Origin of the sequence: Fulvivirga aurantia (assembly GCF_009711475.1) — a bacterium.
Classification (GTDB): Bacteria; Bacteroidota; Bacteroidia; order Cytophagales; family Cyclobacteriaceae; genus Fulvivirga; species Fulvivirga aurantia.
Window position 1 is genome coordinate 1 of record NZ_SMMD01000893.1, and the last position, 14,230, is coordinate 14,230.

Here is a 14,230-nt window from a genome sequence, read left to right on the forward strand (position 1 = left end):
TGGTCATACGCAATATTATATTTATCCATTTTCTTTCTCAGGTTTATGAGGGCGTATCGCATTCTTCCAAGTGCTGTATTTATACTTACACCTGTGGTTTCCGCAATTTCCTGGAAACTCATTTCCATATAATGCCTCATAATTAAGACCTCCTTCTGAGCTTCCGGCAACTCTTGTACGAGCTTCCGTAACCTGGAATGAGTGTCTTTCTTTATTTGTTGAGATTCAATCGAATCTTCTGAAAACTCCATGGTATTAAATACCCTACTTCCATCTTCCAAAATCACAGTTGGATATCTCTTCTCCTTCCTAAAGTTATCAATAGCCAAATTATGTGCTATACGCGTTATCCATGGGAGAAACTTGCCCTCTTCATTATAACGACCTTCTTTGATCGTTCGTATAGCTTTCACAAAAACTTCTTGCAATAAGTCTTCTGCTACGTAACTGTCCTTTACAATAAGATAAATAGTGGTGAATATTCGCGACTTATGGCGATTCAGCAATTCTTCAAAAGCCCCTTCGTTACCTTCTTTGTAAAGTGATACCAACTTACTATCACTAATCTGATACTTCTCCATTAAGATATTCAATTTAAGTTAACGTAGAGGTCTATATCATATTGCTGCCGGGGTGGTTTAAGTCTAAAAAATTTTATGTAAGAGATTCAAATGTAAAGAAATAAACAAATACTATGCAAAACTTTTAGCTAATAAAATTTTATTGCGTGTTATGAGGTCGTTAAAAAATTAAATTTTCGAAACCATGAAAAAAATGTGTTGTTTTCTTTTTACATGGGCGTTTTCTTTTGTTACATTTCTTAAAAAATTAAACACCAAAAAGACATTATAATAAAGTACTAATGGATAAAAAAAGAGTTATAAAAAGCTTAGAGACTATAAGTGATGAGCTTAAGCTGAAAGTAAAAAAATCTTACCCAGACGGATTTGATGGAAATTTAATTAGACTAATGAATGCAAAAAAAGAACCTTTCTTTTGCATTCCTTTAGAGACTGAAGACACTAATTATTTGATAAAAGTAGCAGTAACTAAAAATAGTGATGGAGACTATGAGCTTGATGAAGATGAAAATGAATTTGGCGGTGATGGCGTAATTGGGCCAGATGATTACGATGACTTCGATGAATAGCAATCAATTGCTAAACATTCTTTATCTCTCGTTTGTATAGTATCTTTGCAAACTCACTATGCAGGATACTTTAATTACAGAAAAACAACTCGATAAACTCGACCCAAAAGAGTTTATAATCATAAAAAGAGCTAGGGTAAATAACCTAAAAAACCTTAGTGTCGCAATCCCAAGAAATAAACTTGTTGTAGTTACCGGACTATCTGGGTCCGGTAAATCATCATTGGCTTTTGATACACTTTTTGCTGAAGGACAAAGGATGTATGTTGAAAGCTTGAGCTCATATGCCCGACAGTTTTTAGGCCGGATGGAAAAGCCTGAAGTAGACTATATAAGGGGTGTGTCACCAGCAATTGCTATAGAGCAGAAGGTAAATACAAGAAACCCAAGGTCTACAGTAGGTACTACCACCGAGATCTACGATTATTTCAAGTTATTATTTGCAAGAATCGGTACGACTTACTCTCCTGTAAGCGGTACTGTTGTTTCGAAAGACTCAGTTACCGATGTAGTTGAGTATATACTTAGCGAAGAAGAGGGCACCAAAGTCATGGTAAGCTGCCCGCTGAAGATCACTAAAGACAGATCACTTGAAGAAGAGCTTAAAGTACTTTTGAGTAAAGGGTACACCCGGGTTTTAATCGATGAAGAAACTGAGTTTATTGAAGACCTTATCGAAGAGCATCGAAAAATCAAGAAAGGTCAAAAAGTTGAAATCCTAATTGATAGGGCGGTTGTAAAAAAAGATGATGAAGACACACAGTTTAGGCTGTCAGATTCCGTACAAACTGCTTATTTCGAAGGTATTGGCGATTGTAATATACACCTTGTAGGCAAGGGTGTAAAAAGCTTTTCTGACCGCTTTGAAGCTGATGGGATTAAGTTTGAAGAGCCCTCGGCTAACTTCTTTAGCTTCAATAATCCATATGGAGCCTGTCGTAGGTGTGAGGGTTTTGGTAAAGTACTTGGCATCGATCCCGACCTGGTAATACCCGATAAAAGCCTTTCAATTTATGAAGGTGCGATCGCTCCCTGGCGTAGTGCTACAATGGGTAAATGGCTCGATCCATTAATCAAAGATGGCATTAAATTCGATTTCCCAATTCATCGGGAATACAACGAGCTTACCGAGGAAGAAAGAGAAGTTTTATGGGAAGGAAATAAATATTTTAAAGGGTTAAATGCCTTTTTTAAGCACCTGGAAAGCAAAACACACAAAATTCAGTACCGTGTTCTACTCTCCAGATACCGAGGTCGTACGGTATGCCCTGATTGTCGTGGTACAAGGCTTAGAAAGGATGCCAATTATGTAAAGATTGATGGCAAATCGATATCTGATTTGGTGCTAATGCCAATAGCTCGAGTTATTGAATTTTTTGAGCAACTACAGCTCAACGAACACGACAAACAGGTTTCTAAGAGAATAATAAAAGAGATAGAAAACAGGCTTTCTTATATAAACAGAGTTGGTCTTGGCTATCTCACATTAAACAGAATGACCGCAACTCTTTCTGGTGGGGAGTTTCAAAGAATTAAATTAGCCACCTCACTCGGGAGTGCACTGGTTGGTTCGATGTATATACTTGATGAGCCAAGTATTGGCCTGCATCCGAGAGATACGCAACGACTTGTCGGAGTGCTAAAATCTTTGCGAGACATGGGCAACTCTGTAATAGTTGTGGAGCACGAAGAAGAAGTAATGCAGGCCGCAGACCAAATTATCGATATTGGCCCAGATGCAGGAGTACATGGAGGAGAGTTGGTTTTTCAAGGAACTATTGATGACCTGGACGGGAATAGTTCTTACACGGCTGGCTATTTATTAGGTACAGCGAAGGTAGAAGTGCCAGACAAAAGGAGAAAGTGGAAAGACAGTATAAAAATAGAAGGCGCCATTGAAAATAACCTGAAAAATATTGATGTACAGGTGCCTTTGGGAGTGCTTACAACTATCACCGGTGTGAGTGGTTCAGGTAAGTCTACATTAGTCAAAAAAATTATTTACCCGGCTATAGGTAAAATTTTAGGAACTGTATCTGAGACCACCGGTAAGTTCGATAAACTAGGTGGAGATTATGAAAGGATCACTCAAATCGAATTTGTTGATCAAAATCCAATAGGGAAATCATCCAGATCAAATCCTGTAACTTATGTAAAGGCTTATGATGCCATTCGTCAGTTATTTGCCGATATGCCATTATCAAAACAAAGAGGCTATAAACCATCGCATTATTCTTTTAACGTAGATGGTGGCCGATGCGAGACATGCCAAGGAGAGGGTGTTGTGAAGATTGAGATGCAGTTTATGGCTGATATTTATCTCACTTGCGAAAGCTGCAAAGGCAAAAGGTTTAAGCAAGAGGTGCTAGATGTGGAGTTTGAAGGCAAAAACATTGCAGATGTTTTAGATCTTACGGTTGAAGAGGCACTTGCTTTTTTTGAAGGAAAAACCTCAATTACCAATAAATTACAACCATTATTTGATGTTGGCCTGGGGTATATAGGCCTTGGTCAATCTTCAAATTCACTTAGTGGTGGCGAAGCGCAGCGAGTAAAATTGGCCTATTATTTAGGTAAGAACACCAGAGATAAAAAAGATCATATTTTGTTCATTTTCGATGAGCCTACCACAGGGCTTCATTTTCATGACATCACCAAGCTGTTGGATTCTATCAATGCACTTGTTGAACAGGGTAATTCTGTCATTATCATCGAGCACAACATGGAAGTAATCAAATCCGCTGACTGGATAATAGATCTTGGTCCTGAAGGGGGAGAAAATGGAGGAACAGTTACTTTCACTGGTACTCCAGAGGAAATGATCAAGCACAAGGATAGCAATCACACAGCCAGGTTTTTGGCTGAGAAGTTATAGAGTAGAGGTTTCAATCGTTTGTGTTGTCAATACTTCTACTATCTTTAATAAAAAATTAAAATAAACTATGTCTGAAATACTTGAAAACATAAAAGATCGCAACCCAGGCGAACCAGAGTTTCATCAAGCGGCTGAAGAGGTAATAGACGCCATCAAGCCGGTATTAGATAAAAATCCCAAGTATAGAAAACACAAAATTATTGAGCGTATGCTCGAGCCTGAGAGGGTTGTGTCTTTTCGTGTAACATGGATGGACGACAATGGAGAGATACAGATAAACCGTGGCTATCGCGTACAAATGAATAGTGCGATTGGGCCTTACAAAGGAGGTTTACGATTTCACCCATCAGTTTACCCGGGTATTCTTAAATTTTTAGCCTTTGAGCAGATATTTAAGAATGCACTTACCGGTCTGCCTATGGGGGGTGGTAAAGGTGGTTCTGACTTTAACCCAAAAGGCAAGTCAGATGCTGAAGTAATGAGGTTTTGTCAGAACTTCTTTATAGAAATGACCAGGCACATTGGCCATAGAGTAGACGTGCCTGCTGGGGATATTGGTGTAGGAGCTCGAGAAATTGGCTATATGTTTGGGACACACAAGCGACTTACAAACGAGTTTACAGGTGTGCTTACCGGCAAAGGTGTTGGCTGGGGTGGTAGTTTGATGAGAACTGAAGCTACCGGCTACGGCTTAATCTATTTTGCTCAAAATATGCTGGAACATAAAGATGATTCTATGGAAGACAAAGTTTGTCTTATATCAGGATCTGGTAATGTGGCGCAGCATGCTATAGAAAAGATATTACACATGGGTGGAAAGCCCGTTACAGCTTCAGACTCTTCAGGGTACATTTATGATGAAGAGGGAATTACGCAAGAGAAGCTTGATTTCATCAAAGACCTGAAAAACAATAAAAGAGGTCGCATAAAAGAGTATGTGGACGAATACAGCTCGGCAGAATACCACGAGAATAAGGATGACGAAGAGTTTAACCCACTTTGGGATATTAAAGCTGACTGTGCCTTTCCTTGTGCTACTCAAAACGAGGTGAATTTGAAAGACGCTGAAAACATGGTGAAGAATGGTGTAAAACTGATTGGTGAAGGTGCCAATATGCCATTGATCAAAGATGCCATCGATCATGTTTTAGAGAATGATGTACTTTACTCACCAGGTAAAGCATCCAATGCAGGTGGTGTTGCTACTTCTGGCATCGAGATGATGCAAAACTACCTTGGCTCCTACTTTACGAGTGAAGAAGTTGATAATCGTTTAAAAAACATTATGAAAGACATCCACGAAAACTGTCTTTCAGCAGCAGAAGAATACGGCCACAAAGACAACTACATGATAGGTGCAAACATCAGTGGCTTTATAAAAGTAGCTGATGCCATGATTGCTCAAGGCGTAATATAAAATACAAATTTTTGCAGCCCCAGGATGATATCTTGGGGTTGTTTTATTTTATTTCGTTACATTGTAGTCAAATACTAAGTCTTTGAAAGCGCTTCTTTCAATATTTTTTTGCCTAGTTACCTGTATTAATGTCTTTGCTCAAGAGGGTGGATATTTTTTAACTCACTACTCTCCCAGCAGTGCAGATATCAATAATGTAAACTTTGACATTGCTCAAAACCAAAGAGGAGTGATATGCATAGCCAATCGCTCAGGAGTGGTTTTGTTTGATGGTAAGAACTGGGAAAGAATTCAAACCCCATCAGCTATATTTTCTGTAGCTATAGACGATAAAAATGTCCTTTATACAGCAGGAAGTGATGGTTTTGGTAAAATAAGTAACAGCCAGGAAGATTACCAGGAGTATATCTCACTCTCAGATAGCACTACACGAGATGTTTTTGATATGCTCATATTTCAGGATAAGTTATATGGTATCAACCCAACCAACATCTTTATTTATGATCTCACTACAGGAAAGCAAAAAAAGATAAAATCTGCTTATTCCGGAGATCTTCTTAAGCTTCTGGAAATACAGGGTAAAGTATACGTCAATACAGAAATAAGTGGAGTTAAACTTATTGAAGATAATTCGTTGTCTGACCCACCGCAAGACTATCTCAACGGTAAGTTTATAGAATTTGTATCCAGGCAAAATGAGACTACCTATCTGTTAGGAGAGTCAAATAATCAGCTCTCAATACTTACTGACAAAACCTTAAAAAAACTCGATGTTGATAGCGAATACTTAAACGAAAGTGTAGCTATTGATGGTGCGTGGGTTAATGATTCCTTAGTATCTATTGCGACTTTAAAAGGTGGTGTTGTTTTTATCAATCCGAAGAAAGAAGAGGTAGAGCAGGTTGTAAACTATAGCAATGGTTTGCCAGATAATGAGGTGTTGGCTATGGTGATAGATAGCTATCGAGGGCTCTGGGTCGCGCATAATGAAGGCTTTACCAGAATCTCTCCATCTTTCCCATTTCGCTCATTTGATAGGTATCCAGGCTTGGAAGGTGATTTAATAGCTGTACAAAGTCATAACGAACAGCTGTATGTGGGTACATCTCTTGGTCTGTTTTATCTTGATGAGGTCAGCGAGTATAGTCAAAAAACTATACTTGAAAAACAGATTGTAAGACAACAACAACAAAAGCCTTCATCCGCTCAGAAGGAAAGAAAAGGCCTTTTTGGCTTTCTGAAAAGAGATAAAAAGGAGAAACAGGAGGACGTACAACCTAGTAGGAATATTACCAAAATTACTTCCCGAACGGAGCGGATACTTGAAGATACATGGTTTGAGTATAAAAAAGTAGACGGAATAGACGCAAAGGTCAATCATCTAAGCGTGAAAGATGGCCGGTTATATTCAGGGGGGCTCGATGGTCTTTATGTAATACAAGACTCAACTGCGACACAGATCACCAATGTTCCTACAAGGTCTTTCTTCGTTTCTGAGACCTACCAAAAATTGTTTGTAAGCACTTATGACGATAAGTTCGAAGTGTTTAACATAAACCGTGGGCGATTTACAAAAACAGAATTACTTAATGATTTTTCAGATTGGGTATCATACATTTTTGAAGATCATGAAAACCGTATTTGGTTTTGCAGCAGCAGTGAGATCTATTGGATAAAATTAGAAAACAATGAAATAGTTGCCTCCGAAGAATACGCTATCAACAATCCTTTTTTCTATGAAACTTATGGGGTTGCTTACGATAAGAAGGTATACTTTGTAAACGAATCTGGAATTTATCTTTTTGATGAAAATAAGAAACAACTCAAACGAACCAAGGAGAATCAATTAAGGAAATACTTAAAAGATAACACGGGAGCCGTCTGGCTTTTAAAAGATGACAAGTGGCAAACTTTGGGAGCCAAATTCACTTCCTCACAGCTCGATGTGCTCTCAGTATTTACTGATGTAGAGCATATCTCATACGATGAGTCTCAAAAAGATTTTTGGGTACTTACTAAAGACAAGAATCTATACAAAATCAACGCAGATCAGAGTATGGGTAAAACACTCGCTGAGTATGATCTGTATTTGAAAGACATCCGCACAACCAATGAGGTGTTTTTGCCAAAACCTAAGCTAAAGTTTGATCAACAAAGTAGCCCATTGACCTTTGAATTTGTACAACCAGAGTACACAGGTGTACTTAATACAGAGTATCAGTATAAGCTTATAGGCTTGAGTGATAAATGGTCTGAGTGGTCGAGCGGCTATAATGTAATACCCATTCCTTACCTACCGGATGGTGATTATGAGCTTAAAATGAGGTCTAGAAATATCGTGAGTGGTATCAAGGAAATGCCACCTATTAAGTTTGAAATTTTACCACCCTATTGGAAAAGACCTTGGTTTTTAGCGCTAGAGTTTAGTGCCCTGGTTTTACTTCTGTTTTTGTCAGTAAAACTGAAAAAGCTAGGTTATAAATACCGCATGATGAGTAGGTTGTTGGCCTTGCTCACGTTAATCATCATTATAGAATTTATACAAACAGTCGCAGAAAATGAGTTTGGTACACAAACCTCACCTGTTATAGATTTTATCATTCAGATCATTGTAGCAATTATTATCTTACCCGTAGAAGGTTTGCTGAGGAAGTATATTTTCAGGGAGAAGAATGTGCAAATACTAGACTTTATAAGCTTAAAAAATAAGAAGAAATGAGAAAATTTATCCTAGTGACAATATTGCCATGTGCTTTATGGGCATGCAATCAACCAGCCGAAAATACTGTAGAAAATGTTGAAGTAAATCCGGCTGCAGAAGGTTTTAATCTCAAAGAGTCTGATTCTGTTGCAATTACTATTGCTGATAGTGTGATGGTGGCAATGGGAGGTAGAGAGGCCTGGGATAACACCAAAGTAATCTCCTGGAATTTTTTCGGTATACGAGACCTGGTATGGGATAAGTCTACAGGTCGGGTGAGAATTGAAGATAAAAGAGACAGTTCGATTTACTTGGTAAATATTCATGAAAACACAGGTCGGGTAATGAGAAATGGAGAGGAAGTGACCCAGCCAGACTCTTTGAAGAAATATGTAGAGCGTGGAAAAAGCATTTGGATCAACGATTCCTATTGGTTGGTAATGCCTTTTAAGCTCAAAGACTCTGGTGTTACTTTAAAATATGATCGAAAAGATACTACTCAGGCAGGTGAGCAAGCGCATATTCTAGCCCTTACTTTTAACAATGTGGGTGATACTCCAAATAATAAATATGAGGTTTTTGTAGATGAAGAGGATAACCTTATCAAGCAATGGAGCTATTTCAGAAGCTTCGAACAAGATAGTGCAAGCGCTATCTGGCCTTGGGATAATTATAAGGAGTATAATGGCATATTGCTTTCGGCTGATCGATCAGATAACAGAGGACCTAAAGCGGTAAAGGTCACTGATGAAGTGCCTGAAGAGGTATTTACAGAATTCTAGATTGTAAAAGGGCGAATAAACCATTATCTTATGACCAATCGGTCATACTATGCCTTCATCAACGTACAAGAGATTATCAGAAAAAAAGAAAAATAGTTTTGAGCAAGCCGCCATCGGAGAGTTTGCCAAACACGGCTATCATCAATCTTCTATTTCCCGATTGGTAAAAACATTGGGCATAGCCAAGGGTAGTGTTTATCAATACTTTGAAAATAAAAAGGCACTTTATCAATATTTGATTGATGATACTGCCAATCAATTGGCCGAAGTAATAGCATACTTAGATAGCCAGGCAGGTGATGATCTGGCCGATTGGTTTGTGCATAGAACTATAGCCGAGTTAAAGTTTTCGAGGCAGTTAGGTGATAAATTTGATCTGTTAATTAACCTAAAACATGATCATTCTGAAGAACTTTCAGCAATGAAATCAGAAGTCCTTGACAAGCAAAAATCGTTGCTGAAAAATGCCATCGAATCTAGAGTCTCCTCTCAGAAGCTGGTTGATCCATTATTATTTGTACTAAGTGCTGTTAAGGATGAATTTATTCTAAAAAATAAGAGTGCTTTACGAACAGACGAAGCGTTGCTTAAAGAATTATATGCAGTCACCAATATCCTGTTTGTGGCAAATGCTTAGCTACATCATTTCATAAAAGATTCATAGATTTGCCAGAATTCTGATTTGGTGAAGATGATAAGAGCCCTAATTATATTTGCTGTCTTATTGGTTGGTTTGGATGCGCATGCACAGGAGGCGAAAAAACCTATATGGTCGTTTGGAGCTAATCCGTACTATGGAGGTGTATTGCGGTATAAACCAAATATGCCTAAACTAAAGCTTACCAATTTATATGGCATTGAGCTTTACGCCAACAAAATGACCAATGGCAACAAAGCATGGCAGAGCATCTTTAATTACCCTCAGGTAGGTCACGCTTTTGAGTATTACAATTATGGAGACCCTGATGAGCTGGGCGAAGTATATTCACTCTCAAGCTATTTAGACTTCACAACCAGTAAAGATAAGAAAGGGCAATTCAGATTTAATATTGGTACAGGTTTGGTCTACTCTACCAGAACTTTCGATGAAGAAACTAATCCTGAAAATAAGGCGGTTAGTAGTACCATTAGTTACATTCTCAGGGGTACGATGCATTATGAAGTGCAATTAAATCCCAATTATTATATCAATTTTAACGCTGCTTTTAGGCACTACTCAAATGGCAAGTTAAATATGCCCAACAATGGCATGAATTTTCCCGCAATCGGAGTTGGGTTGCGCTATGTGCCAAATCCTGGAAATCTGACATTCTACAAAGACACGACCACACGAATAGACCCTAAGCTTAAATTTAATCTTATGGCTTCTCGCTCCTGGAGAGAGGTTTGGCGAGAGGATTTTAAACATACCGCCTACAGTGCTTCTTTTTATGTAAGTAAGCAAGTGACAAGGTTTAACAGTGCTTTGCTTGGTGTTGATGGCTTTTGGTATGACAGAGAGTCGATGAAGAGAGCACACTCTACATGGAAAGCTGGAGATCCATCTGTGCCCGAAGATTTTGAGCCAGATCTTGACGGCCGGCAGTTGGCCATAACAGCAGGCACAGAAATACTTCTAGGAAAGATGATAGTGATCGTACAGGGTGGTTACTACCTGTTTAAGCCCCAAAAAATATATGATGCTACCTGGTACCAGCGTTATGGTCTTAAGTACTACCCTTTAAAAAATGCCTTTGGTCAGATCACACTTAAGGCCCACAGCCGTACTGCAGATATGGTTGAGTTTGGAGTTGGGGTGACCCTTTAAATACAAAATCATCATCGCTTTCTTTAGATAACTTCGTATATTTCTATACTGCGCCTAAGAATTGGCCAATCGCATGATAGATTATGGGCAGTAAAGAAAACCTACATACTGGAGATTTTAACAGGAGTGAAAAACGCTTCCGGGCACTTATTGACAATGCTTATGAAGGCATTGTGCTTTATGACGAGGAAGGATATATCACCTATGTGAGTCCATCTGTAAAAAATTTTGGAGGTTATGAGGAGGCTGATTTATACAACAGGAAGGGAATTGAGTTTATCCACCCCGATGACAAGCCCGATTGCTATGAACAGTTTGCAAAAGCCGCAGATAACCCGGGAAAATCAGTTACATTCAGACAACGCCTACAGGTAAAGGATGGCCGATACGTGTGGTGTGAAACCACACTCACCAATTTGTTGCACGAACCAAGTGTCGGAGGGATTGTATCTAATTTTAGAGACATTTCTGCACAGAAAGAAGCAGAAGATAAACTCAAGGAAAGCAAGTTTCTACTTGAGAGCATTAACCAGAATATTACCGAGGCGCTTTATAGAAATCTCCCGGGTGAAAAATTTGTCTATGTAAACCACGCCTTTCTTAATTTATTTGGCTTCGACTCCTTAGAAGAGCTTAACAAGGTAAAACCGAGCACATTATACGTAAACGATAACCAGCGAATGAAAATCAAAAAGTTGCTGGTTGAGAATAAGCGTATTACTAATGTCGAAATCAAATTTCGCAGAAAAAATGGAGAAGAGTTTTGGGGACTAATCAGCAGTAGATTAGGTGAAGGCAGTGAGCATCAGGAGATTTACGATGGAGCCATCAGAGATATTACTTCAGAAAAACTGGCTCGGGAAAGACTAAGGGAGAGCGAACAACTGCTTTCTTCCATAAACCTAAATATAAAGGAAGGCATTTATCGGAGCACTTTTAAGCAAGGGCTGGTGTATGTCAATGACGCTTTCGTTGAGATGTTTGGCTTTGACAGTAATGAAGACGTGATGGCGGTAAATATTTACGACTTGTACAACGATGCCGAGCAAAGAGAAACCATCATAGAAAACCTCAGGCGGTTGGGCTCCATTAGAAATGAGGAAGTTTTATTCAAGAGGAAAAATGGCGATACTTTCTGGGGTTTAATGAGTAGCTACGTCATCAAAGAAGATGGTGAGGAGTACTTTGATGGAGCGATAAGAGATATCTCGGACTTAAAGCAAGTCGAAGATCAGCTGATCATGCTAAATGACGAACTCAGGAAGCAAAACCAGGCGCTTGCAGCGAGAGAAGAGGCCTTAAATATAGCCATGAAAGAGCTTTCAGATAGAAACTTTGAGTTAGATCAATTGGTCTATAAGACCTCTCACGACATACGCTCACCACTCACATCTATTCTCGGTTTGGTCAACATCGCCAAACAAGACGATACTCCCGGATCTAAGGAAGGCTATCTCGATAAAATAGAGCAAAGTGTAATGAAGCTTGACGATTTTGTAAAATCGATGCTTAATTACGCCAAGGCCAGTAGAGCCGATGTGCAAATAGAAGAACTGCAACTTAAGGAGCTCATCAATGGTTGTATTGCAGATTTGGAATACCTGGATGGTTACAAGAGACTGAAAACCACAGTGAATGTGAAAGGTAAAAATCATGCTTTTAAAACAGATCCATTACGCCTTAAAATTATTTTCAGCAATATCATTTCTAATGCTTTCAAGTACCAGGATGAAGAAAAGGAGAATAGTTATCTCAATATCACTGTTGACATCAAGTCTGCTGGTGTGACTATCAAGTTTGAAGATAACGGGATTGGCATAGATCAGACTCATCGTGATAAAATCTTCGATATGTTTTACAGGGCCACAGAAAAATCAGAAGGTTCTGGCCTGGGCATGTACATTGTTAAGCAATCTATCGATAAACTGGGAGGCACTATTAATATCGAAAGTGAAGCTAAAAAAGGCACTCAGATAGACATCTTTTTGCCTAATACAGAAGCCTAATTTGCTGCTAATCATTGGGCAATTAACATTATCGAACTACCTTTAGGGCTTTCTAACCAAATGGCAATAGAATGAGTGCAAAACAATATATCGATGAAAATCGACAGAAGTTTTTAGACGAACTTATTGACTTACTTCGTATCCCTTCTGTAAGTGCTGACAGTAAATTTAAAGATGATGTTCACCGTGCTGCTGATTTCGTAAAATCAAGCTTAGAAAAGGCCGGAATTGATAAGGCAGAAATCTGTGAAACTGCCGGTTATCCAATAGTTTACGGAGAAAAGATAATAGATCCTTCTCTACCTACAGTACTGGTTTACGGTCACTACGATGTGCAGCCACCAGATCCTTACGAGCTGTGGGACTCTCCTCCTTTTGAGCCAGTGATCAAAAATGATAAGATATATGCAAGAGGCGCCTGTGATGACAAAGGGCAGATGTTTATGCATGTAAAAGCCTTCGAAACGATGATGGCTACAGACAGCTTGAGCTGTAACATCAAATTTATGATAGAAGGTGAGGAGGAAGTAGGCTCAGACAACCTTGGCATTTTTGTAAAAAACAATAAAGAAAAGCTTGCTGCAGATGTGATACTTGTATCAGACACAGCAATGATCTCTCTTGATACACCTTCTATAACAACAGGTTTAAGAGGCCTTAGCTACTTAGAGGTGGAAGTTGTCGGGCCAAATAGAGACCTTCACTCTGGTGTATACGGTGGAGCAGTTGCAAATCCGATCAATGTGCTTTGTGAAATGATAGAGTCACTCAAAGATGAAAATAATCATATCACCATACCGGGCTTTTATGACAATGTACAAGAGCTGACAGAGGAGGAAAGAAAAGCAATTAATAAGGCTGCGTTTGATTTAGAAGCCTATAAAAAAGACCTTGATATCAATGATGTGAATGGCGAGAAAGGCTATACTTCTATCGAGCGGACGGGCATTCGTCCATCATTAGATGTAAATGGTATTTGGGGTGGTTATATTGGTGAAGGTGCAAAAACGGTTTTACCTTCTAAGGCCAATGCTAAAATATCTATGCGTTTAGTGCCGAATCAGTCTTCTGAAGAGATAACGAAGCTATTTAGTGATCATTTTAAGCGTATAGCGCCTGATAGTGTAAAGGTAAAAGTGACTCCTCACCATGGAGGTGAACCAGCCGTGACGCCAATAGACTCAGTGGCGTATGCTGCTGCGAGTGATGCCTTTGAAGAGGCATGGGGCAAAAGACCAATACCTACAAGAGATGGAGGAAGTATTCCGATTGTAGCCTTGTTTAAAGAAGAGCTGGGCTTAGACACACTGCTCATGGGCTTTGGCTTAGATTCAGATGCAATACACTCACCAAATGAGCATTATGGGGTGACTAATTACTTTAAAGGAATAGAAACGATTTCGCTCTTCTATAAGCATTTTGCTAAGTTGAGTAAGTAGTAACTGCTGCTATATGATACAAGGAGGCTGTCTCAAAAGGTGAGTCATCCTGA

10 protein-coding genes are annotated in these 14,230 nt (G+C 39.0%); 9 read left to right on the top strand and 1 reads right to left on the bottom strand.

Annotation, left to right across the window (positions count from 1 at the left end):
- A partial coding sequence (locus tag E1176_RS15250; protein ID WP_155211586.1) for an RNA polymerase sigma factor occupies positions 1 to 581 on the bottom strand: 581 nt, incomplete at its 3' end.
- 281 nt (positions 582 to 862) lie between these two features.
- Here E1176_RS15250 and E1176_RS15255 point away from each other — a divergent pair.
- The 9 genes from E1176_RS15255 (at position 863) to E1176_RS15295 (ending at position 14,177) form a co-directional block, all read left to right on the top strand.
- On the top strand, positions 863 to 1,150 hold the full coding sequence (locus E1176_RS15255) for a hypothetical protein (RefSeq protein WP_155211587.1): 288 nt from the start codon (positions 863 to 865) through the stop codon (positions 1,148 to 1,150).
- 58 nt (positions 1,151 to 1,208) lie between these two features.
- Positions 1,209 to 4,025 (top strand): excinuclease ABC subunit UvrA, encoded by a 2,817-nt coding sequence (uvrA, locus tag E1176_RS15260; protein ID WP_155211589.1) that lies wholly within the window; start codon positions 1,209 to 1,211, stop codon positions 4,023 to 4,025.
- A gap of 67 nt (positions 4,026 to 4,092) precedes the next feature.
- Complete coding sequence (gene gdhA / locus E1176_RS15265) at positions 4,093 to 5,442, top strand: NADP-specific glutamate dehydrogenase (protein ID WP_155211592.1); 1,350 nt, start codon at positions 4,093 to 4,095, stop codon at positions 5,440 to 5,442.
- An 82-nt stretch (positions 5,443 to 5,524) separates the two neighbouring features.
- Positions 5,525 to 8,161 carry a hypothetical protein gene (locus E1176_RS15270; protein ID WP_155211594.1) on the top strand — a complete coding sequence of 879 codons (2,637 nt, stop codon included), beginning with the start codon at positions 5,525 to 5,527 and terminating at the stop codon, positions 8,159 to 8,161.
- Positions 8,158 to 8,925, top strand: coding sequence for a hypothetical protein (locus E1176_RS15275; RefSeq protein ID WP_155211596.1), 768 nt, complete (start codon positions 8,158 to 8,160; stop codon positions 8,923 to 8,925). Before E1176_RS15270 ends, E1176_RS15275 begins: the two co-directional genes overlap by 4 nt.
- Positions 8,926 to 8,974: 49 nt before the next feature.
- Entirely contained in the window at positions 8,975 to 9,562 is a 588-nt protein-coding gene (locus E1176_RS15280) for a TetR/AcrR family transcriptional regulator (RefSeq protein WP_155211598.1), read from the top strand.
- Positions 9,563 to 9,616: 54 nt separating this feature from the next.
- Positions 9,617 to 10,732, top strand: coding sequence for an acyloxyacyl hydrolase (locus E1176_RS15285; RefSeq protein WP_155211600.1), 1,116 nt, complete (start codon positions 9,617 to 9,619; stop codon positions 10,730 to 10,732).
- Between the two features lie 83 nt (positions 10,733 to 10,815).
- Positions 10,816 to 12,738, top strand: coding sequence for a PAS domain S-box protein (locus E1176_RS15290; RefSeq protein ID WP_155211603.1), 1,923 nt, complete (start codon positions 10,816 to 10,818; stop codon positions 12,736 to 12,738).
- 71 nt (positions 12,739 to 12,809) lie between these two features.
- On the top strand, positions 12,810 to 14,177 hold the full coding sequence (locus tag E1176_RS15295; RefSeq protein WP_155211605.1) for a dipeptidase: 1,368 nt from the start codon (positions 12,810 to 12,812) through the stop codon (positions 14,175 to 14,177).
- Positions 14,178 to 14,230: the final 53 nt, after the last annotated feature.